Below are 22,587 nucleotides of genomic sequence, written 5' to 3'. Positions count from 1 at the left end.
ACGCGCACGTCGCAGGGACAAGTGTAGTCGATCTGATCGCGGGTGTCGCGGCTGGCGAATGTAAAGAACGGTTTGGCCCGGAGACGCGGTGCCGGCTGTCGTGCCAAAGCCACATCCATGTCATTGGCATGGTCTGGGCTTGGTGGCGTCTGCGTTGCGCGGAATCAGCGCCGTTCCGTTGATTCCATTTGACTAATTTATTTTTCGCCCCAGGGCATGACCGGCACCGTCGAAATGCTGTTGGCTGGTGCGCCGTTGATCAGCTTGCGGCTGATGGCGAGGTAGACGAGCGTGCGGTGGGCTTCGTCCCACAGGCGCATGACGCGGGTTTCCTTGAACAGCATCGACGTGTCCTCGCTGAAGACGACGGCATCCTTCGGCAAGGACGCCGGCAGCACGATCGGTCCAGTCTGGCGGCAGGCGAGCGAGAACTGCGACGGGTCCTGGGCGAGGCCGAGCGAACCGCCAACGCCGCCGGTGCGTGCCTGGCTGACGTGACAGGTGACGCCCGGCACCTTGGGGTCGACGAAGGATTCGACGCAGACGCGGTGGTTGGCGCCGATCAGTTTCCACTCGGTAGTGACGCAGCCGATCTGTTCGGCACGAAGGGTCGTGGCGGACAGCGCCAGCAGCAGGGAGAGGGCGATGCGTGGCGTCATGGCTGTTGTCCTGAAGAAGCGGGCGCCGGTTTGGCGGGCTCGAATCGATTACGATTGCGCGTGATGTAGACGCCGGCGAAGATGAACAGGGCGCCGACCGTCTGAAGCAGGCCGAAGGTCTCGCCGAGCAGGAAATAGGCGGTAATGACGGCGAAGATCGGCGAGATGTTGTTGAAGATGGCGACGCGCGAGGTGCCGAGGATGCCGGTGCCCCAGATCCACAGGAAATTGCACAGGCAGAGCGCGAGGATGCCGGAAAAGAGGATGCTGCCCCAGGCGACCGCCGGCACTTCGAGCCAGCGCACGGCGAGGGCGTCGGGAAGCGTCGCGGCGAAAAGCAGGGCGGTGGTGAAGAGCATCAGCCCGGCGGTGACCTGGTAGGTCGAATAACGATTCAGCAATTCTTTCGAAAACACCGTGTAATAGGCGTAGCCGAACTGCGAAAGGAAGACCAGCGCGGTGCCGATGAGGTGTGGCCCGGCGAGGCTCAGCTCCTTGCCGGTGCCGACGACGATCATCGTCACGCCGGAAATCGAGCAGGCGATGCCGAGGAGGACGGCGCGCGTGATCGTTTCGAGGCCGTAGAGCTTGTTGAGCAGCAGCACGCCGACCGGCATCAGGCACATGATGAACGAGGCGTTGCCGGCCGTGGTGCGCAGCAGGCCTTCGGAAATGCAGATCTGGAAGACGAAGAAACCCAGCGCGCTGATACGCGCCAGCGTCCACAGGTCGGCGCGCGTCGGCCGCCGGTAGGTGCCCGAGAGCCACAGCGCGATCAGCGAGACGATGCTGGCGACGACGAGCCGGCCGAGGTTGTAGGGTTGCGGCGGCAGATATTGCAGGCCGATCTTGATGACGGGCGGGTTGATACCCCAGACGATGGCGACGAGCAGCAGAACCCCTTCGGCGAGCAGGGCTTTGGGGCTGTGTTTGGGCGGATTCACTTCGATGTCTTTCCGGTGGCGTTCGCAGCCGGCGGCCGGAACCAATGACGGGCGCAGCGCTCCAAGCCGCAGGGTCGGCGCCCGTGCTGCGATTCTAGCAAACCGGACGCGGCCGGGTTGGCAAAGCGTACGACGAGGAAACGAAAATGAAACGTCATGATCTGCTCGGGTCGGAGATTCCGGCCAGCGACATTACCCCGCGCGAAGTCTTCGAACAGCGCCGCGCGCTGATTCGCGCCGCCGCTGCGGGGGCCTTCGGTGCGGCGCTGGCGCCGTGGTTTTCGCGCGCCGCCTTCGCCCAGACGGCATCGCCCAATCCCTCTGCCGGCAAGCTCGCGGCAACGGTCAATCGCCAGTTCGTCGTTATGGACCGGCCGACCGCGTACAAGGACGTCACCGGCTACAACAATTTCTATGAATTCGGTCTCGACAAGGCCGATCCGGCCAAACATGCCCACACGCTGCAGACACGGCCGTGGACGGTGAGCGTCGAAGGCCTCGTCGCGCGGCCGAAGGTCTATGACATCGACGAATTGCTCAAGCTGGCGTCGCTTGAGGAGCGTGTCTATCGCATGCGCTGCGTCGAGGGCTGGTCGATGGTGATCCCGTGGATCGGCATCCCGCTCGCCGAACTGATCCGTCGCGTCGAGCCGACCGGTAGCGCCAAGTACGTGGAATTTTTCACGCTCGCCGACAAGAAGCAGATGCCGGGTGTCTCGGTGCCGATCCTCGACTGGCCGTATGTCGAAGGCCTACGCCTCGACGAGGCGATGCATCCTCTGACCCTGCTCGGCTTCGGGCTCTACGGCGAAGTACTGCCGAAGCAGAACGGCGCACCGGTGCGGCTCGTCGTGCCGTGGAAATACGGCTTCAAGAGCGCCAAGTCGATCGTGCGCATCCGTTTCACCGATACGCAGCCGAAGAACAGCTGGGCGGTGTCGGCGCCGAAGGAATACGGCTTCTATGCGAATGTCAATCCGAGCGTCGACCACCCGCGCTGGAGCCAGGATTCGGAAGTGCGCATCGGCGAGGGCGGCGGCCTGTTCGCCCCCAAGCGCAAGACGCTGATGTTCAACGGCTATGCCGAACAGGTGGCGGCGATGTATGCCGGCATGGATCTGCGGGTCAATTTCTGACGATCGTCCTTATGCCGCGATTCGCGCCCTTCGATGCGCTCCGGCTCGGCGTCTTCTGCGCCAGCCTGTTGCCGCTGGCGCGGCTCGTCTGGCTCGGCGCGCACGATGCGCTGACCGCCAATCCGCTCGAGTTCGTGACGCGCTCGACCGGCACCTGGGCGCTCGTCTTTCTCTGTCTGACCTTGTCGATCACGCCGCTGCGGCGCCTGTCGGGTGAGCCGCGCTGGCTGAAACTGCGCCGCATGCTCGGCCTTTACTGCTTTTTCTACGCCGTGCTGCACGCCGCGCTGTGGGTCTGGATCGATCGCGGGCTGGATCCCGCGTCGATGTGGCAGGACGTGTTGAAGCGCCCGTTCATCACCGCTGGCGCGCTGGCTTTCGTCATGCTCATCCCACTGGCGGCGACCTCGACGCACGCCATGATGCGTCTGCTCGGGCGGCGCTGGGCGCAGCTGCACCGCCTGGTCTATGCCATCGCTATTGCGGCGATCTTGCACTATGTCTGGCACAAGGCCGGTAAGAACGATTTCGGCACGGTCAGCATCTATGCCGGTGTCGTCGCTACCTTGCTCGGGGTGCGTGTGTGGTGGGCGATCGCCGACCGGCGTCGCCGCTAGGGTCTGCCTGGGCCGATATCGGCGAGGATGACCTCGCTCATTGCCGCTGCCACGGTTTCCGGCGCCTTGCGTCCCGGCAGTCCCGGCGCGCGCAGCAGTTGCAATCCGGTTTTGGCCGCGAAACTGCTGTCGACGCCGCCAGGGAAGGAGGAGACGTCGAGCAGGAGCGCGCTACGGTCGAGCGTCGGCAGGTTGCCGGCATCGAAGACCCTGGCCGGGATCGTGTTGATGACGATCCGATACACCGAGAGGTCGGCGAGGTCGGTGCTGCGCAAGGACGCCGGGATGCGCGCGCGTTCGCGCGGATCGGCCGAATAGACGGCCACACGGGCGTCGAGCGCGTTCAGGCGCTGCGCCACGATCCTGCCGACCTTGCCGTAGCCGGCGACCAGAATGTCGCTGCCGGCGAGCGTGAATTCGATCTGGTTGAGCAGCGTCTGCAGCACGCCTTCGGCGGTGGCGACGAGGTTGCGATCGTAGAGCGCGAGGTTCTTGGTGAGGTCGACCGTGCGGCAGCGGGGATGACTGTCAGCTGGCAGCGTCCCGGCATAGAGCGTTGCCGTTTCGGCGAGTGCGTCGAGAAAGTCGGCGATGGCGATTTTCTCGGCGTGGAGCGGCGCATGCAGCGTTTTACCGTCTTCGCTGAACGGGATCGGGCCGACGATTGCGTTGAAGCTTTGCCAGACCGGGTCGTTCCATGCCGGGATCACCGATTTTTCGTCGAGCGCCAGCGTACAAACGGCAAGACCGGCGGCGGCGAAGTGTGCGGCGAGGCAGGCGTTGCGGCGGTCACCGCCGATGATGAGTAGGGAGGGCGTGGACGCTTCGCCCGGTGCCGTGGCAGGGTGGTCGCGATTGGCGCCGGTCATGACGCAAGCCCGGCGCTTTCCGATTGTGCGGGCAGGCCGCGCTGGATCAGCAATTCCTGGGTGTCGCGGAGGCGTTGGGCCAGGATGACGGCGATATTGCGGTAGACCTTCGAGGCGATCGCCGGATTCCGCCAGCAATCGCTTTCCTGTATCCGGATCAGCAGGCAGTCAGTCGCAGCCTCGATGGTCGCCGAGCGTGCTGCCGGATCGACGAGTGCCATTTCGCCGAAGCAATCGCCGCGACTGAGCATGCCGACTTCGTGACGGGTGAAATGGCCGTTTCCCTGTTTCGAGACGCTGGCCTGGCCGTCGATCAGGATGCACATGAAGCGACCGCTGTCGCCCTGTCGCATGATCGCTTGTCCGGCAGCGACGCGTCGCCGTTCGGCGCCGCTCAGGAGTTCATGCAGTTCCTGCGGCGTCAGCCCGGCGAAGACGGGGACATGTTCGATGAGTTTGACCAGCAGTGACTGGAATTCCGCGTTGATCACGAGGCGTCTTTCTCTTGCGTCGTTCAAACACCGGGGGAAGGATTTCGGTGCGTTACGGAATCATTCTAGTTCAGGACCATGCCAAACGACTTAGGATTTTTCCGCTTTGCCTTAAAAGGGAAGGTTTTGGGCTCAATGAGAGCACCGTGACAGACGCCTGGGAAAGCGAGAATTGGAGGGCCGGCCGGCGGGCTGCCCTTGAAATTCGGACGGTCAGGCCCCATACTTGGCGACATGGTTGTAATTCCGGCAATCTGGAAGCGCTTCGGACGCGGGTTCGATTCCCGCCACCTCCACCTAAGCGCATTGCGGCAAGACAGCGTCGTGTTCTTAGGTGGGGGTGCACCGGTTTCGACGGGGTGAGTGAAGGAAAGCAGGCAACTCGTCAGGCGATCGACGTTAATGAAGCAAATCTCCAAACGCCAACGATGAGCGTTTCGCACTGGCCGCTTAAGGCCTATGCCGAGGCTGCTTGAGCCTTGTTACCAAAGAAAAGCCGGCGGGGACTTCGGTCCCCGTCGTCATTTCCGGATCCGGATCGGGAGATGCGCATGACCAATGCCAATGTCACAGTGGTGATCGACAACATGGTGCCGACGCATGCGCCGAAGCCCTTTCTCGGCGAGCACGGCCTGTCGATGCTGCTCGAAATCGATGGCCGGCGTCTGCTGATCGATACCGGGCAGACCGCTGCCGTCGCTCACAACCTCGGCTTGCTCGGTTTCGCGCCGTCCTCTTTCGATGCGATCGTCCTCAGCCACGGGCATTACGACCATGCCGGCGGCTTGCCGCATGTGCTCGAACGCGCCGGTCGCCGTCTGCCGGTGTTCGTTCATGCCGAGGCCTTCGGCGAGAAATATTCGGTGTCGCGTGGCGAGCGGCGTTTCGTCGGCATTCCGATGCGCGTCGAGCGGCTTGAGGGAGTCGGCGCCGATTTTCAGCGGGTCGAGGCGCCGGTCGAGTGGTCGCCGGGGCTGTGGCTCAGCGGCTCGGTGCCGCGCGTGACCGATTTCGAAACCGGCGATGCGCGCCTGGTCGCGCCCGATGCCGGCCGCGGCTGCGACTGCCAGGACCCGTTGACCGACGATATGGCGGTCTTTTGCCGGACGCCGCGCGGTCTCGTCGTGGTCAGCGGCTGCACGCACTCGGGGCTCGTCAATGTCGTGCGCCACGGTCTCGCGTTGACCAGCTGTACCCGTCTGCACGGCTGGATCGGTGGCACACACTTGGGACCGGTCGGCGCGGCGCAGCAGGAGGCGACGCTGGCGCAACTGGTCGCATTCGCCCCCGATTTCGTCGCCGCCAACCACTGCACCGGCTTTTCGATGATGGCGCGTCTGCAGGCGGCGTTCGGCGAGCGCTTCATTCCGGCCTTCGTCGGCACCGAAATCAGCTTCGCATCGGCCTGATCGCCATGGCTATTCTGAAAGCGTTTTGCGGCGACATCACGCGCCTGTCGGTCGATGCCATCGTCAACGCCGCCAACAGTTCCTTGCTCGGTGGCGGCGGCGTCGATGGCGCCATTCATCGGGCGGCCGGCCCCGAACTGTTGGCCGAATGTGCCGCCATCGGCGGCTGTCCGACCGGCGAAGCGCGGCTGACGCGCGGTTACCGTCTGCCGGCCCCGCATGTGATTCACACCGTCGGACCGGTGTGGCATGGCGGCACGCACGGCGAGCCGGTGGCGCTGGCCGCCTGTTACCGCAATTCGTTGCAACTGGCGCAGCGGCACGGGCTCGCGAGCCTGGCTTTTCCCTGCATCAGCACCGGCGTCTATGCTTACCCCTTCGCGCCTGCGGCCGCACTCGCCGTGGCGACGGTGCGGCAGACGCTGGTCGACTGTCCGGCCATCGGCGAAGTCACTTTCTGCTGTTTCTCTGCCGGCGACTTCGAGGTCTATCAGCGTCTGCTCGCGGCCGACGCCGAATCCCGCTAGGCGCGCAGCGCGTCGCCGGCGCCGAGCAGGCCGACGGCCAACAGGAACATCGTCAGCGCGATCGCCGCATCGAGCAGCCGCCAGGCCGTCGGACGGCGGAACAGAGGCGCCAGTCGGCCGGCCCCGTAGGCGAGCGAGAAGAACCAGACGACGCTGGCAGTGACGGCGCCGGCGGCGAAGATCCAGCGACCTTGCGGGCCATGCTGGTTGCCGAGCGTGCCGAGCATGATCACTGTGTCGAGATAGACGTGCGGGTTGAGGAAAGTGAAGCCCAGGCAACTCAGGATCGCCGACGACCGCGACAGGTGCCGGCCGCCGCCGATGACCGCTTCTCGTCCGGCACAGGCACGCCGGGCGCTGAAAAGTCCCGTGGCGAGCAGGAAAACGGCGCCGGCATGGCAGGCGAGCGTGAACAGTTCCGGATGCCGCTGCAGGACGAGACCGATGCCGCCGATGCCGGCGGCGATCAGCACGAGGTCGGCCAGCGAGCAGATCAGCGCGATCGGCAGCACATGCTCGTGGCGTATGCCCTGACGCAGCACAAAGGCGTTCTGGGCGCCGATGGCGACGGTAAAGACGAGTCCGGCAAGGAGTCCGGTGAAGAAGTGGGTGCTCATGATCATTTCCTCTGGGTCTGTTCGGAGCTTAGCCATTCCGGGTAAAATAGAAAAACTAAAGTTTCTAATTAGAGCTTAGAAATTTTTAATTATGAAAACGGATAACGCCCAGTTGGCGGCCTTTGCCGCCGTGTTGCGCAGCGGCAGTTTCGAGGCGGCGGCGCAGGCGCTGCATGTGACGCCGTCGGCGGTCAGCCAGCGGATTCGCTTGCTCGAGGAGCGCATGGGACAGGTGCTGTTGCAGCGCAGCACGCCCTGTCGTCCGACGCCGGCAGGCAAGGCCCTGGCACGTTTTGCCGAACAGGTCAGCCTGCTTGAAGCCGAAATGCTCGGCGAGATCGGTGCCGGCGGCGGTCCCGAGGTCGGCCCTTTGCGCTTGCCGCTGGCGGTGAATGCCGACTCGCTCGACAGTTGGTTCATGTCGGCGTGTCAGGAAGTACTCACTGACGCGGCCGTCGTCGTCGATCTGCGCGTTGAGGATCAGGATCACTCGGCGGTGCTATTGCGCGAAGGCAGCGTCATGGCGGCGGTGAGCGCCAGTCCGCAGGCGATTCAGGGCTGTTCGGTGGCGCCGCTCGGCATCATGCGCTATCGGGCGATGGCGACGCCGGGATTCGTTCATCGTTATTTTCCCGACGGAGTTGCATCGGCGTCGCTGTCACGTGCGCCGATGCTGACTTTCAATCGCAAGGACGAGTTGCCGGTGCGCTTTCTTGGTCAGTTTGGCGAACGTGCGTTGACGCCACCGACGCATTTCATTCCGTCGACGCTGGGCTTTCTCGAAGCGCTGAAGAGCGGCCTCGGGTGGGGCATGGTGCCGGAGGGCTTTATCGGTGAGCAAGTGGCCGTCGGCGACCTCGTCGATATCGCGCCGGGATATCCGCTTGATGTCGCCCTGTTCTGGCATCGCTGGCGCTTCGCCTCGCCGGTGCTCGACCGACTGACGCAGGCGGTGCGCGGCGCCGCCGCGCGCGGGCTCAGGCCGCCGGTGTCTCCGGTTTGAGGCGTAGCCCCCAGGAAACGCCGACGATCAGGAGTGCGATGCCGGCTTGGGTGGTCGCGTCGGGCCAGCGGCCGCGCAGCATGAAGGCATAGGCCAGCGCGGCCAGCGTTTCGAAGACGATCAACTGGCCGGCGAGCGTCGTCGGCAGGCGCTGGCTGGCCTCGTTCCAGCACAGCGTGCCGAGCCAGGAGGCGAACAGCCCGATCGCCGCCATCAGGCCGCAATAGTAGAGCGGGCGGGGACCAAGTGGCATGACGAAGGGATCATCGCCGACGGCCATGAATAGCCACAGCAGCGCATAGCCGGCCAGCGCCAGGGGCAGCGTTGCGATGCCTTGCGCCGTCGCCCACAGGCGCGGACTGCGGTCGGGGTGGGCGCGCAACCAATCGGCATTGCGCAGCGGATACCAGGTCCAGCAGACGACAGCGCCGAGGGCGAAGACGGCGCCGCTGAGATAGCGACCGAGATCGACGTTCCCGTCGGCCGCAAGGGCGCGCATTTCGGCGTGATTGACGCAGCCGATGCCGGCGGCGATCAGCACCAGCGGCGGCAGCAGCGCGCGCCAGGGCAGGCGTCCGTCGCGCCGGTGGTTGCGCCGGTTGGCGGCGAGCGCGATGACGATCGGCAGAGTGCCGATGATCATCGTCGGCAGCGGACCGCCGGCACGCTGGATGGCGCTGGCAAGGCAGAGGTAGTAGAGCAGGTTGCCGATCGCGGCGAGCTTGAGCGCTTCACGCCAGTCGCTGCGCGTCAACGTGGCGAGGCTGCGCCGGCTCATTGCGGCAAGCGGCAGGCAGATGAGGCCGAAGGCGGTGTAGCGGCCGACGGCGAGCAGGGCGGGCGGATACTCCGGCAACAGCAAGGGGGCGATAAAGACGCCGCCCCAGGTGAGTCCGGCGAAGAGTGCGTAGGCGAGGCCGATTGCCATGAAGATGCGGTGATGAGGGTCGAGCGGCGATTATACGGAGTCTACGGCTGCGCCTTCCTGCTGCGTATAATCGTCCATGTCAGGGAGATAACGCATGAAATGCAACATCACCACCATCGGTGGCGGCACCGGCACCTTCAACGTGCTTTCGGGTCTCGGCAAGAATCGGCAGCTCAACCTCGCGGCGATCGTCAGCGTCGCCGATTCGGGTGGTTCGACCGGCGAGCTGCGCGATGAATTCGGCATTCTGCCGCCGGGCGACATCCGGCGCGCCATCGTCGCTTTGTCCGACGATACCGAAGTCGTTCGCCGCCTCTTCGAGTACCGCTTCAAGGAAGGCCGCAGCATTGCCGGGCACACCGTCGGCAACCTGCTGCTGACGGCGCTGTCGGAGATTACCGGCGATTTCGAGCGCGGCATCGAGGAGCTTTCGGACATGTTCGCCGTCCATGGCAAGGTCATTCCGGTGACGCTCGACAACGTCAGTCTCGGCGTTACCCTGGAAAATGGGGAACGCATTGTCGGCGAAAGCGATATCGACATTCCCAAGCATGATGGCGACATTCCCATCCGGGACGCCTTTCTGCTTGGCGGCGGGCACCTCAATCCGCGGGCGCGCGAGGCGATCGAGAACTCCGATTACATCATCATCGGGCCGGGCGACCTGTACACGAGCCTGGTGCCCAACCTGCTCTGCGCCGGCATGGTCGATGCCTTGCGCACGACGCGCGCCAAGATCGTCTATGTCTGCAACGTCATGACCAAGTATGGCGAAACCGGCGGTTTTTCGGTCGAGGATTTTGTCCGTGTGCTTGAGCGTTATCTCGGCGAGGGGCGGATCGACTATGTGCTCGTCAATAGCGGCGAGCTGCGTCCAGACCTCGTCGCCAAGTACCAGGCCGAAGGCAAGTCGCCCGTCGTGCTGCGCGATCGGGATGCGCTGATCCGGAAGGGGATCAAGCTGGTTGAGCGCGATTTCACAAGCGCCACCGACTACCTGCGCCACGACCCGAGAAAGCTGGCGCGGACCGTCGAGGATTTCGCCAGCGGCTGGATCAAGTAAACGAAAGCGGCGTAGCGGCCGCGACCCGGTCGGTCGCAGCCGCTACGCCGTGCATCCTTACTGTTTGGCGATCTTCTTGCCGATGGCCGGGTCGCGGGCGTAGCCGAGGGCCTTCCAGTCGAGGCGCTTGCCGCCTTCATGGCAGTCCTTGCAGACGAGCGCCTTATCCTTCGGCTCGACTTCGTGGAAGATACCCATGTAGCGTTCGGTCTCTATCCAGGCGATTTCGCCGACATCGCGACCGAGCCAGGCCTTGGCGCCGCCCTTGACGCCGACCTCGATCTTGCCGGTCTTGAAGACCGGGCCGACCTGCACCGGCACCATCAGGTTTGTTGCCTTCTCAATTGGCAGGCGGGCCGTGTGGTACTTGAAGGCGTAGATACGCGCCTTCGAGTCCTGACGCGAGCCGTTCGGCGTGTAGAGCGAGACCTTGCCGTTTGCCCCGGTTTGCACGGGTTCTTCGAGATGGGCGATCTTGCCGGTGCCGTTCCACCAGGCGTAGACCGGCGTCACGTCCTTGGCGAATTCGATCTTCGGTTCGAAGCGGCCCTCGCCGACGACTTCCTCGGCATGGCTCCAGTCGCGCCGCATGTCGGTGCGATCGTGCCGGGCGAAGCTCGAAATATGACAGGTGGTGCAGTAGACGCGGCTCGCGTGCTTGTCGTATTCGGGCTTGGAGTGGACCTTGCCCTTGTGGCAGCCCTCGCACTGCGGACGCGCTTCGCCGCTGTCCTTGCCGCCCATCTGCGTACCGCCGCCCAGCACCTTGTGATCCTTGAATTTATGGCACTGGATGCATTGCATGTTGCTGCCCATATGCACGTCGAAAGTGCGGTCGGCGTTGGCATGCACCGTTTCGATGTCGCCGCGCTTGAAGTTCAGGCCGCCGCCAGAGCCGACGTGGCAGCGCATGCAGACTTCATTGCTGGGCTTGCCGACGTTCTGCGCGATCGACAGCATCTGTGCCGGGTTGCCGAGTGCGTTCGGCTGCCAGGTCAGGCTGCCGTCGGCCTTCTTGACGACTTCGCGCCGGTAGTTGTTGGCGTGGCAGACCAGACAGTCGATATTTTCAAGCTGTGCCTGTGTCATTTCCTGTGTCGGTTTTTTGCCGAGGCCGACGTGGCACTTGGCGCAACCGTTACCGATGACCTTGCCTTCGTCGTTGGTGACGATGCCGATCCAGCTGACCGACGGATTGGTGCAGAAATCGTTGGTCGCGTTGATCTTGCCGATCTGGCGCCCATTGGCGTTGCTGATGTTGGGCGCAGCCGCCTTCCACTGGTAGTGAACCGACTTGAAAACGTCTGCTGCCTCTTGGTCATGGCATTCGAGGCAGGTCTTGGTTCCCTCGTACGACTTGACGTGCTTCGTAACGTGGCGGTTTTCCCAGAGTGCGCCTTCCGCGCCCGACTGGGCGAGAGCGGTGCCGGTGAAGAGGACGAGCGCCAGCGCACTCGCCCAGGTTTGCAGGCAGCGTTTGACCATTACTATTCTCCCGTCGTTATATGGCATTCTTCCTGTGGAATGCCATGAGAGAATATTAGGATAAACTAATTAGATGTCAATGTCCTTTATGCTGGTGTGGTCTTGTGAACATAAACAGTCGTTGTTTTTTGGAGAGGCGCATGAGCAAGGAAGAACAGGCGGTTGATCTGTACCAACGGAATTTCAATTGCAGCCAGGCGGTGTTCGTGCCTTTCTGTCCGCCGCAGTTGCTCGCCGAGAAGGACGCGCTGAAACTCGCCACGGCCTTCGGTGGCGGAACCTGCGGTTGCGGGACCGGAACCTGCGGCGCCGCGCAGGGGGCTTTGCTGGCGATTTCGCTGCGTCATGGCATGGCCGATCCGGCCAATACCGACGACAAGGCGAACACCTACGCGCGCGGTCGAACGCTGCTCGAAAAATTCAGCGCCGAAATGGGCGGGCGGACCTGCGAAGAGATCCTCGGCATCAATGTGAGTTCGCAGGCTTACAAGGACGATCCGCAGCGCGCCCAGACGCTACGCGCCGAGCGCTGCGTCAAGGCGGTGGCGACGGCGGCGCGGATCGCCGACGAACTGATCTGAGTTCAGTTCCCGAGGCTGTCGCGGCAGAGACCGGCGAGGCGTTCAATGCCGCGACGGATGTCGTCGGGCTGCGCGTTCGAGAAGTTGAGGCGCAGGCACTGACGACCTTCGTCGCCAACGAAGAAATCGCCGCCGGGGACGAAGGCGACGCCGTGTTCGATCGCGCGGCGGAAGAGCGGCAGCGTGTCGAAGCCTTCCGGGCCGGTCATCCAGAGGAACATGCCGCCTTCGGGCTGTGTCCATGAAAAACCTTCGGGCATCTGCGCGGCAAGCGCATCGGCCATGACGCCGTAGCGTTCGCCATAGGCGGCGCAGACGCGGGCGACGTGTTTCCGGTTGTCGAAGTCGCGCAGGTAGCGATCGAGCACCAACTGGTCGAAACTCGAGGTGTGGAGGTCGGCGGCCTGCTTGGCGATGATCAGCTTGTCGAGCACGTCCTTGGTGGCCACCGCCCAGGCCGTGCGGAATCCTGGCGCGACGGTCTTCGAGAAGGTGCTGAGGTAGATGACGCGGCCGTCGGTGTCGAGCGACTTGAGCGGAGGCAAATGCTCGCCGCGATAACGCAGCCGTCCGTAGGGGTCGTCCTCGATGATCGTCAGGTCATGTCGGCGGGCAATGTCCATCAGTCGATGGCGCCGGGCCAGCGACAGGCTGCGCCCGGTCGGGTTCTGGAAGTTCGGGATGACGTAGAGGAAGCGGAAGCGCGTTTGCGCGGCGAGTTCGCCGACGGCCTCGGGGATGATCCCTTCGTCATCGGTCGGCACCGCCTGGAAACGCGCCTGGAAACACTGGAACGACTGGATTGCCGCAAGGTAGGTAGGATTCTCGGTGAGGATCGCGTCACCGGCGTCGATGAAGATCTTGCCGACGAGGTCGAGCCCTTGCTGCGAGCCGGTGGTGATCAGGATGTCGTCGGCATCGCAGGCAATGCCGCGATCGGCCATTTCGACGGCGATCTGTTCGCGCAGCGGCGCGATGCCTTGTGTCACGCCGTACTGGAACGCCTGGGCGCCGGCCTCGACGAGGACGCGCTCGGCGGCGACGCGGATATCGTCGACCGGAAACAGTTCCGGCGCCGGCAGCCCGCCGGCGAAGGAGATGACGTCGGGACGCTCGGTCATCTTGAGCATTTCGCGGATGGTCGAGGGCTTCATGCTGCGCATGCGGTCGGAAAAGCGAGTGGACACGTCGGGCTCCTGATGAAAACGGGTCAATAAATTGTACGGTCGTGATACAGTACAGACAATAACAAATCCGGGGTTTTGTATGATTTCTGTGACAGTACAGATTGACCGTGAGGCCGCCGAACCCTTGCGTACCCAGATCGCGTCGGCGTATGCCGGGGCGATTCGTGACGGTCGCCTGAGCACCGGGACCGTGCTGCCGTCGGTGCGTGCCTTGTCCGGACGTCTCGGCGTCAGCCCGGTGACGGTCGCCGCCGCGTATCGCGACCTGTGCGCGACCGGACTGGCGACGGCGCTGCCGCGCTCGGGCGTTCGCGTGACCGGCGTACCGGTCACGCCGGCCAGCGAACGGCGCGGCTTCGAACTCAACCGCATCGAGCCCGACCTGCGTCGGCATCCGGTGGCCGAATGCGCGCGCCTGATCGGCGAGGTCGCCCAGGACCCGGCGGCCGGCGGTTATGCCGAATATCGGGGCGAGCGGGCGCTGCGCGAGGCGATCGCCGCTTTCGACCGAACGCTGGGCATCGACGTCGATCCGGCCAGCAGCCTGCTGATCACCTCCGGCGCGCAGCAGGCGCTCAGTCTGCTCGGACGGGTCTGGCCGGTCGGTACGGTCGTGGCTGTCGAGGACCCGTGTTATCCCGGCGCGCGTCTGGCCTTTGCCGGTGCCGGCGCGACGCTGGTGCCGCTGGCGGTCGGCGAGGACGGGCCGGATGCGGAGGCGCTGAAGGTGCTCGCCGAACCGGGACGGGTCGCGGCCTTTTATTGTTGCCCGACGCATGCCAATCCGACCGGCCGCAGCTGGTCCGAAGCCGCTCGTCGTCGCGTACTGGCCGCGGCGCAGCAGGGTGGCGCCTGGTTGATCGAGGATGATTACCTGGGCGATCTCGAAGCGCCCGGGCAAGCCCTGCCGCGTCTGGCGGCGCTGACCGGCGAGTATCCCGGCGCCCGGGTCGTTCGTGTCCGCACCTTTTCCAAAACGCTTCTGCCGGCGCTGCGTCTCGCCGGCGTGTCGGCCGAGCCGGCGCTGATTGCGCGCCTGCTGGCGCTCAAGGTCGCCGACGACCTCGGCTGCTCGGCCTTGCTGCAACGCGCCCTCGCGGCATTCCTCTCTGAAGGCGGCTATCAGCGCCATCTTGAGCGTGTGCGGCCGGGCTATGTCGCGGTGCGACAGTGTCTCTCGGACGCTGTGGCGCGCCTTGCCCCGGCCATCACGTTTGCGGGGCCGTTTGGTGGTTTCTGTCTGCTCGGGCGGCTTGCGCCGGGGATCGACACGACTCGCTTCCTTGGCGAGTGCGCGAGGCTCGGGGTGCAGCTTACGCCCGGTGCCGATTACTGGGCGGACGGCCTCACCGGCAGCGACTGTTTTCGCATGGGCTTCGGCGCGCTGACGCCGGACGAAGTGGCGACCGTCGTCGGCCTGCTCGAACGTGCGGTCGTGCAGGCGGTGACGCCGGCAGCGGCGCGTTCGCTGTTATGATGACGCCCCGTTTTTGCTTGTTCAGGATGATTCGATGACCGCCGACCGCCGCATTCCCGTGACCGTATTGACCGGTTTTCTCGGCGCCGGAAAAACGACGGTGCTTAATCCGCTGCTGCAGCGTCCCGAAATGTGCGGTGCCGCCGTGCTGATCAACGAATTCGGCGAGGTCGGGGTCGATCATCTGCTGGTCGAGAAGGTCGATGACACCATCGTGCTGCTCGGCGCCGGTTGCCTGTGTTGTTCGGTGCGCGGCGATCTCCTGCGTGCGCTCAAGGATCTCTTCATGCGCAGTCTGCGCCGCGAGATTCCGCCGTTGGCGCGCATCCTCATCGAGACGACGGGACTCGCCGATCCGGCACCGGTGTTGATGAGCCTGCACGAAGATGCCTTCATTGCCGAGCGCTTTCGCGGTGACGGCGTCATTACCTGCGTCTCGGCGACGCATGGCCTCGCACAGATCAGCGCACATGCCGAGGCGCTCAAGCAGGCGACGATGGCCGATCGCCTGTTGCTGACAAAGTGCGATCTCGCCACGCCCGAGGAGATCGACGCCGTGTCGCAGCGCTTGCGTGAGCTCAATCCCGGTGCGCCGCAGTGGCGCGTGGCGCAGGGGCAGGTGACACTGGGCGCCGTGCTCGGTGCCGGCGCCTTCGATCCCGACAGCAAACCGGCCGAGGTCGCCGCCTGGCTCGCCGATGCCGCCGTTCAGGCGCAACACCATCATCATCACGATCACCACGATCATGACGTCAATCGTCATGACGAGGCGGTCGAGAGTTTCGTCCTCGAATTCACCGAGCCGTTCGCTTGGGCCGAATTCACCGAGGCCATCGACGTGCTGCTCGGCACCTGCGGCACCCGCCTGTTGCGGCTCAAGGGCCTCATTCATGTGGCCGGGGATCCGCAGCCGCGCGTCATCCAGTGCGTGCAGCACGTCCGCTATCCGTCGGCGTCGTTGACGGCCTGGCCGGAGACCGGTTTGTACGCCGACCGTCACAGCCGCCTTGTCTTCATCGTCAATGACTTGTCGCGCGAAGTGGTGGCCAACGCCTTCCGGCTGTTTTGCAAGGCGCGGCCGCTCGCCGGCTAAGCGTCAATTTCGCTAGGTCTCGCGGACAACGATCACTATCGAAATAGGCGCCAATCCGATTGGCACGGCGGCTGCACGGCGGCGCGGCGCTTGCGGTAGTATCTGCCTCAATCTCCCTTGTCATCCGGACAGCATTTCGCCGTGTTCTCCTTTCTTCGCCGCTACTGGCCGTCGTCGCTACGCCTGCAGTTGATGCTGGTGCTATTGCCGATCGTCGGCCTGCCGATCATCGCCACTGGCTATGTCTTGCGCGAGCATGCGCACGAGGCCTTTTTGCAGGAAAAGCAGGAGCATCTGCAAGGGATCAACGCCTTGCTTGCCCAGCATCTCAAGGACGCCGGCGGTTACGGCGGCCTAGCCGCCGCAAAGGGCGGGGCCGCCCTGAGCCGCGACGCGGCAATCGACCTGCTGAACAGCCGCTTGCGTGATTATTGCGACCAGGTCGCGCAAGCCTTTCCCGGCGTCGGCGTCGGCTATTTTCATCTTGGTCTCAACGCCATCATCACCTACGGGCCGAGCGCCCAGTACGCCAAGACCGTCGGCATGACGATTCCGCCCGAGCATCCGGGCTGGAAGGTGATGCGCAGCGGCACGCCGATGACCGTCAGCGGCGGCCAGGTGCGCGGCAACATCATGAACGCGATGCTGCCGATCGTTGAGGACGGCACGGTCGTCGGCTATATCTGGGCCAACGAGTTCGTCGATGCCATCGAGCGCCAGGCCGGGTCGATGCGCTTTGCCGTGCAGACGATGACGCTGGTCGGCTTCGGCCTGTCGCTGGTCGTCATGTTCTTCGTCATCGCCCAGTTGACCAGCAACCTCGAGAAAATCAAGAGCGGCCTCCTGCGCCTGCGCTTCGACCTGGGCACACCAATCGCGCCGATCAAGGGCGAGATCGGTGAAATCGTCGAGGCGATCAACGGCCTGGCGCGGGCGTTGCTCGAGACGCGCTCGATGCACCACAACATCCTCGATAGCCTCGCCGATGCCGTCATTACCGTCGGTCCGGACAATCTTGTTTCGTACATCAATCCGGCCGGTTGCGATCTGTTCCAGTGCGAGGCAGCCGAGGTCGTCGGCAAGTCCTACCCGGCGCTGTTCCGTCCCGACGTCAATTTTTCCAGCCCGATCGTCGATACGCTGCAGACCGGGCGCGAACACCATGGCATCGAGCTCGATTACCCGCTGGCGCATCGCACGCCGCGCGTGCTGGCAAGTACCAGCCTGCTCTTCGACGGGCGCGGCAAGCCGCTCGGCGTCGTCGCCATCATCCGCGATGTCAGCGAACGCTACGCCTTGCAGCGACAGGTGGCGCAGAACGAACGGCTGGCCCTGATCGGCGAGATGGTCGCCGGCATCGCCCACGAATTGCGCACACCGCTGACCTCGATCCGCGGTTTCGTCCAGTATCTGCAGGGCTCGTCCGATCCAGCCGAGTGGCGAGAATACGGCGGCGTCATCATCCGCGAAGTCGATGGCCTGAATCGCATTGTTTCCGAATTGCTCGACCTTGTCCGTCCTCTGCCGCTGCACCGCCTGCCGACCGATTTCAATGCGCTGGTCGAGGAGACTGTGCGGCTGGCGCGCGAAAGCGCCGGCGAAGCGCACATCGAGTTTTCACTGGCGCTCGACCCGGCCTTGCCGCCGGTGGAGATCGACCGCGGCCGCATCAAGCAGGTGCTGCTCAATATCTTTGTGAACGCCGTCCAGGCGATCGGCGATGCCGGCATCATTCGCATCCGGTCGGTCGGCGAGGCGGATCAGGTCCGGCTGATCGTCAGCGACAGCGGCTGCGGCATCCCTGAAGCGCTGCGCGAGCGGATTTTCGATCCGTTCTTCTCGACCAAACCGTCGGGAACAGGGTTGGGCATGGCAATTGCAAGGCGAATCGTCGATGGGCATCAGGGCAGGATCGAAATCGACAGCGTCGAGGGACAAGGGTGTTCCGTGACGCTGGTTCTGCCGCTGGCCGGAGAGACGAAGGAACCATGAAAGCCGATTATCAGATCCTGATCGTCGATGACGACGAAAGCATCCGGCGCATGCTGGCCGCCGTGCTCGCCCGCGAAGGCTTCCAGACGGCCACCGCGCGCGACGGCGAAGAGGGCCTGGCGCTGTTTCGCAGCGGCTCGCCCGACATCGTCCTGATGGACATCCGCATGCCGGGCCTGTCGGGCATCGAGGCGATGCGGGAGATGCTGGCATTGCGGCCGGGCGCGACGGTGATCCTGATGACGGCCTATGCCGACCTCGATACGGCCGTGCAGGCGATCAAGAACGGCGTCTTCGATTTCGTCATCAAGCCTTTCGACCTCGCCGAGATCGGGCTGCTCGTCAATCGTGCCTACCAGATGCGTGAAATGCGGCGCGAAATCCGCAGTCTGCAGCACGAACTCTCGGAAACCTACCGCTTCGACCGCATCATCACCAACGATCCGGCCATGCTGGCCTTGTGCGACTCGGTCTCGCGCATCGCCTCGAGCAACGCCTCGGTGGTGATCCACGGCGAGAGCGGTGTCGGCAAGGAATTGCTGGCAGCCTCGCTGCATTACAACAGCACGCGGGCGCAGCATCCCTTCGTCAAGGTCAATTGCGGTGCGATCCCGGAAGGTCTGCTCGAAAGCGAGTTTTTCGGCCACGAAAAGGGAGCGTTCACTGGCGCGGTGGCTCGCCGTACAGGCCGCTTCGAGCATGCCGATGGCGGCACCTTGTTCCTCGACGAGATCGGTGAATTGCCGCTGGCATTACAGGTGAAGCTGCTGCGCGTCATCCAGGATCGCGAATTCGAACGGGTGGGCGGCGAAAAAACGCTGAAGGTCGATGTGCGACTGGTCGCGGCGACCAACCGCGATCTGGCCGCGATGGTCGCGGCCGGCACCTTCCGTCAGGACCTGTTTTACCGGCTCAACGTCGTCAGCCTGTCGGTGCCGCCACTGCGCGACCGGCCGACCGACATCGCGCTGCTCGCCGCGCACTTCCTGCGTAAATTCACGGCCGAACATGGGCGCGAGATCGACGATTTCGACGACCATGCACTGGCGGTAATGCAGCGCTATTCCTGGCCAGGCAACGTGCGCGAACTGTCGAACGCAGTCGAGCGGGCGGTCGTCATGGGGTCCGGCAACATGGTCCTGGCCGAGGATCTGCCGCTGTCGGTGGTGCAGGCGACGCGGCAGGCGCCGCTTGCCGGCGACGAGGCCTCGGCGAAGACGCTCAAGGAACAGGTCCGCGCCTTCGAAGCGCGCATCATCCAGCAGGCGCTTGAACGCAATCTCGGCAATCGTTCGCGCACGGCCAATGAACTTGGCATCAGCCGGCGCGCGCTGCTGTACAAGCTGCACGAACTCGATCTTGACGGCGACGACTGCGCAGAAGCTGTCGCGGCCTGTGAATGAAATTGCGCAGTGGGCGCCGGAGAGTGGACGCTTGAGGCGCCGCTAAGTCACGTGCCTGTCGTGGTTTGAGCCGGAAGCGGCGCCAGGCACGCATTCTGCATACGCTCCTTGGAAAAAACCCAAGACAAGGAGTGGAAATCACCATGAGTGCCCCCAGCAAGCGCATGACGCATGCAGACTTGCGTCCGAAACTGAAGGATGGCATGAGCATCATGTTCGGCGGCTTCCTGGCCGTCGGCACGCCGCTCGGCATCGTCCAGGAAATTCTCGACGCCGGCATCAAGGACCTGACCATCATCGGCAACGATACGGCGACGCCTGACATTGGCATCGGCCGGCTGATTGCCGCCAGGCGCGTGAAGAAAGTGATCGCCTCGCACATCGGCACCAACGCCGAAACCGGGCGGCAGATGATCGCCGGCGAGATCGAGGTCGAACTCGTGCCGCAGGGCACGCTGGCCGAACGTATCCGCTGCGGCGGTTCCGGCCTTGGCGGCGTGCTCACGCCGACCGGTGTCGGCACGATCGTCGAGGAGGGCAAGACCAAGCTCAGCTTCGACGGCGTCGAGTATCTCGTCGAGCGTGGCTTGCGTGCCGACCTCGCGATTCTCAAGGCGCATATCGCCGACGAAAAGGGCAATCTCGTCTATCGGCGCGCGGCGCGCAATTTCAATCCCTTGATGGCGCTGGCCGCCGATTTTGTCGCGGTCGAAGCCGACAGCATCGTCGCCGCCGGCGAGATCGAACCGGATCTCGTCATGACACCGGGCGTCCTGGTGGATGCGCTGATTTTGAGCGGGGAGTGCTGAAATGGATGCGAAGAAACTGATCGCTGCGCGTGTCGCGCAGGAACTGAAAGATGGCGATGTGGTGAATCTCGGGATCGGGCTGCCGACGCTGATTCCGGACTATCTGCCGACGGACGTGCATATCACGCTGCAGTCGGAGAACGGCTTTCTCGGCATGGGCCCGCTCGAAGGCGAGCCGCTGCCGGATCTCGTCAATGCCGGTGGCAAGGCCTGCGGAATGGTGCCGGGAACGGCCTTCTTCGATAGCGCGATGTCATTCGCGATCATCCGCGGCGGGCATGTCGATGCCACCGTGCTGGGCGGCTTGCAGGTCGACCAGGAGGGGAATCTGGCGAACTGGATGGTGCCGGGCAAGATGATTCCGGGCATGGGCGGCGCGATGGACCTGGTGACCGGAGCGAAACAGGTGATTGTCGCCATGGAGCACGCGACGAAAGACGGCGGGGCGAAGATCCTGAAGCGCTGCGAACTGCCGCTGACGGCGGCGGGGAAGGTGACGGCCATTGCCACCGAACTCGCGTTCTTCCGTTTCGTCGACGGCCAGCTGGTGCTGACCGAAACGGCGCCGGGCGTGAGCCTCGACGAGATCCGTGCCAAGACCGAGGCCGACTATGTCGTCAGCCCGGAGTGCCGCGAAATGTGTTTGCCGGCGTGAGTGAATAAGAAAGCAGTCATTCGTAGTCATCATCAATCATCCAATCTCGAATTGGAGTCAAGGAGTGAAACCATGAGTCAGGAAAACAGACCCATCCAAGAGGAAGAAGGCGCGATGCAGCGCATGGGCGCGTCGCTCGCCAACTGGGCCGAGAAGTGGTTCCCCGACGCCTACGTGTTCGCGGCGATCGCCGTGCTTGTCGTTGTCATTGCCGCATTGGCGATGGGCCGTACACCGGCCCAGGTGTCGGTGGATTTCGGCAAATCATTCTGGAATCTGATCCCGTTCACCATGCAAATGGCGTTCGTCGTGATCGGCGGCTATATTGTCGCCGTCTCGCCGCCAGTGCGCAAAATCATCATGTGGCTGGCGCAATTCCCGAAAACGCCAAAGGTAGCGGTGGCCTATGTCGCTTTCGTGGCGATGATCGCTTCGTTGCTGAGTTGGGGCTTCAGCCTGATCTTCGCCGGCATCCTGATGCGTGAAGTCAGCAAGCGTGTTGCCGGGGTCGATTACCGTGCGATGGGTGCGGCCGGCTATCTTGGTCTCGGCAGTATCTGGGCGCTCGGCTTGTCTTCGTCGGCCGCCCTGCTGATGGCGACCAAGGGCTCGATCCCGCCGGCGCTGCTCAAGATCAGCGGCGTCATCGCTCTGGCCGACACGCTGTTCACCTGGCAGAACCTCGTCATGATCGTCGTGTTGCTGATCCTCTCCGTGTGGATCTGCTATGCCTCGACGCCGACGGCCGACAAGGCGAAAACGGTCGAAATGGCCGGCATCACCTACAAGGAAGAAAACGAAGACATCGGCACGCCGCAGACGCCGGGCGAAAAGCTCGAATTCAGCCCGGTTCTGACGCTGGTGATCGTTGCCCTCGGTTTGGTCTACCTCTACGACGTCTTCAGCACCAAGGGCGGCTTGGCAGCACTCGACCTCAATACCTATAACTTCATGTTCCTGATTGCCGGCATGCTACTGCACTGGACGCCGCGCTCCTTCCTGCGCGCTGCCGCCAAGTCGGTGCCGATGACCGGTGGCGTGCTGCTGCAATTCCCGCTTTATGCCGGTATTTTCGGCGTGCTGATGGGCTCCGGTTTGAACGAAGTACTGGCGCATTTCTTCGTGTCGATTTCGACGAAGGAAACGCTGCCGCTGGTCGGCGGCATCTACTCGGCGATCCTCGGCTTGTTCCTGCCGTCCGGCGGTGGCAAGTGGGTCGTTGAAGCGCCATACCTGTTGCAGGCTGCCAACGAATTGCACGTCAATCTGGCGTGGATGGTGCAGGTCTACAATGCCGCCGAAGCATTGCCGAACTTCATCAATCCGTTCTGGATGCTGCCGCTGATGGGTCTGACCGGCGTCAAGGCGCGCGATCTGGCTGGTTATTCGACGCTGCAGTTGATTTTCCACACCCCGGTGGTATTGCTGTTGCTCTGGGCGCTCGGTTTGACGCTGCCGTACGTGCCGCCGGTTCTCGGCTAAACTGTTTTAACGGGCGGCCACGACAGCGTGTTGTGGCCGCTTCCTCCATTTTCTGAAGGGTTGATCATGAGCAAGGAAGTATTTGCATTGAGCGCCGTCCGGTCGCCGGTCGGCAGTTTTGGCGGATCGTTGGGCGGACTGGCGCCGGAAGAACTGGGCA

The 22,587-nt window shown here is 63.9% G+C and carries 22 protein-coding genes and 1 other RNA gene; 15 read left to right on the top strand and 8 right to left on the bottom strand.

Annotated features, from left to right (window positions below; genetic code table 11):
* Positions 1-197: 197 nt before the first annotated feature.
* Together BLR25_RS20240 and BLR25_RS20235 are read right to left on the bottom strand one after the other, a co-directional pair.
* Positions 198-659, bottom strand: coding sequence for a CreA family protein (locus BLR25_RS20240; RefSeq protein WP_091940550.1), 462 nt, complete (start codon positions 657-659; stop codon positions 198-200).
* Complete coding sequence (locus BLR25_RS20235; RefSeq protein WP_143009947.1) at positions 656-1,603, bottom strand: DMT family transporter; 948 nt, start codon at positions 1,601-1,603, stop codon at positions 656-658. Before BLR25_RS20235 ends, BLR25_RS20240 begins: the two co-directional genes overlap by 4 nt.
* A gap of 146 nt (positions 1,604-1,749) precedes the next feature.
* Here BLR25_RS20235 and msrP point away from each other — a divergent pair, with 146 nt between their 5' ends.
* Positions 1,750-2,739: a protein-methionine-sulfoxide reductase catalytic subunit MsrP gene (gene msrP / locus BLR25_RS20230; RefSeq protein WP_091940546.1), complete on the top strand. Its 990-nt coding sequence runs from the start codon at positions 1,750-1,752 to the stop codon at positions 2,737-2,739.
* An 11-nt stretch (positions 2,740-2,750) separates the two neighbouring features.
* Positions 2,751-3,356 (top strand): protein-methionine-sulfoxide reductase heme-binding subunit MsrQ, encoded by a 606-nt coding sequence (locus BLR25_RS20225; RefSeq protein WP_091940544.1) that lies wholly within the window; start codon positions 2,751-2,753, stop codon positions 3,354-3,356.
* Here the strand turns inward: BLR25_RS20225 and BLR25_RS20220 are convergent.
* A complete protein-coding gene (locus BLR25_RS20220) occupies positions 3,353-4,225 on the bottom strand; it encodes a dipicolinate synthase subunit DpsA (protein ID WP_091940532.1) in 873 nt (290 codons plus the stop codon). The two genes, BLR25_RS20225 and BLR25_RS20220, sit on opposite strands and share 4 nt — an antisense overlap.
* Entirely contained in the window at positions 4,222-4,716 is a 495-nt protein-coding gene (locus BLR25_RS20215) for a Crp/Fnr family transcriptional regulator (protein WP_091940530.1), read from the bottom strand. The genes BLR25_RS20220 and BLR25_RS20215 overlap by 4 nt, the downstream gene beginning before the upstream one ends.
* Before the next feature lie 185 nt (positions 4,717-4,901).
* On the opposite strand from BLR25_RS20215, the gene ssrA reads away from it, so the two are divergent.
* The 3 genes from ssrA (at position 4,902) to BLR25_RS20200 (ending at position 6,652) form a co-directional block, all read left to right on the top strand.
* Positions 4,902-5,240, top strand: a transfer-messenger RNA (tmRNA) gene (gene ssrA, locus BLR25_RS20210).
* A gap of 27 nt (positions 5,241-5,267) precedes the next feature.
* Complete coding sequence (locus BLR25_RS20205; RefSeq protein WP_091940566.1) at positions 5,268-6,125, top strand: MBL fold metallo-hydrolase; 858 nt, start codon at positions 5,268-5,270, stop codon at positions 6,123-6,125.
* 5 nt (positions 6,126-6,130) lie between these two features.
* Positions 6,131-6,652, top strand: coding sequence for an O-acetyl-ADP-ribose deacetylase (locus tag BLR25_RS20200; protein WP_091940528.1), 522 nt, complete (start codon positions 6,131-6,133; stop codon positions 6,650-6,652).
* On the opposite strand, the gene BLR25_RS20195 is transcribed toward BLR25_RS20200, so the two are convergent.
* Positions 6,649-7,269: a LysE/ArgO family amino acid transporter gene (locus BLR25_RS20195; protein ID WP_091940564.1), complete on the bottom strand. Its 621-nt coding sequence runs from the start codon at positions 7,267-7,269 to the stop codon at positions 6,649-6,651. The two genes, BLR25_RS20200 and BLR25_RS20195, sit on opposite strands and share 4 nt — an antisense overlap.
* Before the next feature lie 91 nt (positions 7,270-7,360).
* Here BLR25_RS20195 and BLR25_RS20190 point away from each other — a divergent pair, with 91 nt between their 5' ends.
* On the top strand, positions 7,361-8,272 hold the full coding sequence (locus tag BLR25_RS20190; protein WP_091940526.1) for a LysR family transcriptional regulator ArgP: 912 nt from the start codon (positions 7,361-7,363) through the stop codon (positions 8,270-8,272).
* On the opposite strand, the gene BLR25_RS20185 is transcribed toward BLR25_RS20190, so the two are convergent.
* Positions 8,247-9,200 carry a DMT family transporter gene (locus BLR25_RS20185; protein ID WP_091940524.1) on the bottom strand — a complete coding sequence of 318 codons (954 nt, stop codon included), beginning with the start codon at positions 9,198-9,200 and terminating at the stop codon, positions 8,247-8,249. The genes BLR25_RS20190 and BLR25_RS20185 overlap by 26 nt on opposite strands.
* A gap of 94 nt (positions 9,201-9,294) precedes the next feature.
* On the opposite strand from BLR25_RS20185, the gene BLR25_RS20180 reads away from it, so the two are divergent.
* Positions 9,295-10,263, top strand: a complete 969-nt coding sequence (locus tag BLR25_RS20180; protein WP_091940522.1) for a gluconeogenesis factor YvcK family protein — start codon at positions 9,295-9,297, stop codon at positions 10,261-10,263.
* A 57-nt stretch (positions 10,264-10,320) separates the two neighbouring features.
* Here the strand turns inward: BLR25_RS20180 and BLR25_RS20175 are convergent, their stop codons facing one another.
* The gene (locus tag BLR25_RS20175) at positions 10,321-11,748 is read right to left on the bottom strand and encodes a hypothetical protein (RefSeq protein WP_176786003.1); all 1,428 of its coding nucleotides are present in this window, start codon (positions 11,746-11,748) and stop codon (positions 10,321-10,323) included.
* A 140-nt stretch (positions 11,749-11,888) separates the two neighbouring features.
* On the opposite strand from BLR25_RS20175, the gene BLR25_RS20170 reads away from it, so the two are divergent.
* Positions 11,889-12,329, top strand: a complete 441-nt coding sequence (locus BLR25_RS20170; RefSeq protein ID WP_091940518.1) for a C-GCAxxG-C-C family protein — start codon at positions 11,889-11,891, stop codon at positions 12,327-12,329.
* Between the two features lie 2 nt (positions 12,330-12,331).
* Here the strand turns inward: BLR25_RS20170 and BLR25_RS20165 are convergent, their stop codons facing one another.
* Positions 12,332-13,516, bottom strand: coding sequence for an aminotransferase-like domain-containing protein (locus BLR25_RS20165; RefSeq protein ID WP_218122832.1), 1,185 nt, complete (start codon positions 13,514-13,516; stop codon positions 12,332-12,334).
* A gap of 79 nt (positions 13,517-13,595) precedes the next feature.
* Between BLR25_RS20165 and BLR25_RS20160 the strand changes: the two genes are divergently transcribed.
* The 7 genes from BLR25_RS20160 to BLR25_RS20130 all read left to right on the top strand — a co-directional run bounded on the left by BLR25_RS20160 (position 13,596) and on the right by BLR25_RS20130 (position 22,427).
* Entirely contained in the window at positions 13,596-14,993 is a 1,398-nt protein-coding gene (locus BLR25_RS20160; protein WP_091940514.1) for an aminotransferase-like domain-containing protein, read from the top strand.
* 34 nt (positions 14,994-15,027) lie between these two features.
* On the top strand, positions 15,028-16,086 hold the full coding sequence (locus BLR25_RS20155; RefSeq protein WP_091940512.1) for a CobW family GTP-binding protein: 1,059 nt from the start codon (positions 15,028-15,030) through the stop codon (positions 16,084-16,086).
* Positions 16,087-16,227: 141 nt separating this feature from the next.
* On the top strand, positions 16,228-18,078 hold the full coding sequence (gene atoS / locus BLR25_RS20150; protein ID WP_143009946.1) for a two-component system sensor histidine kinase AtoS: 1,851 nt from the start codon (positions 16,228-16,230) through the stop codon (positions 18,076-18,078).
* A complete protein-coding gene (locus tag BLR25_RS20145) occupies positions 18,075-19,481 on the top strand; it encodes a sigma 54-interacting transcriptional regulator (protein WP_091940507.1) in 1,407 nt (468 codons plus the stop codon). Before atoS ends, BLR25_RS20145 begins: the two co-directional genes overlap by 4 nt.
* Before the next feature lie 143 nt (positions 19,482-19,624).
* Entirely contained in the window at positions 19,625-20,290 is a 666-nt protein-coding gene (atoD, locus tag BLR25_RS20140; protein ID WP_176786002.1) for an acetate CoA-transferase subunit alpha, read from the top strand.
* Position 20,291: 1 nt separating this feature from the next.
* Positions 20,292-20,945 carry a 3-oxoacid CoA-transferase subunit B gene (locus BLR25_RS20135; RefSeq protein WP_091940505.1) on the top strand — a complete coding sequence of 218 codons (654 nt, stop codon included), beginning with the start codon at positions 20,292-20,294 and terminating at the stop codon, positions 20,943-20,945.
* Positions 20,946-21,017: 72 nt separating this feature from the next.
* Entirely contained in the window at positions 21,018-22,427 is a 1,410-nt protein-coding gene (locus tag BLR25_RS20130) for a short-chain fatty acid transporter (protein ID WP_091940502.1), read from the top strand.
* The last annotated feature ends 160 nt before the right edge of the window (positions 22,428-22,587 follow it).

The sequence above is a fragment of the Propionivibrio dicarboxylicus genome (assembly GCF_900099695.1).
Classification (GTDB): domain Bacteria; phylum Pseudomonadota; class Gammaproteobacteria; order Burkholderiales; family Rhodocyclaceae; genus Propionivibrio; species Propionivibrio dicarboxylicus.
This window is presented reverse-complemented; position numbering and strand designations above follow the sequence as displayed.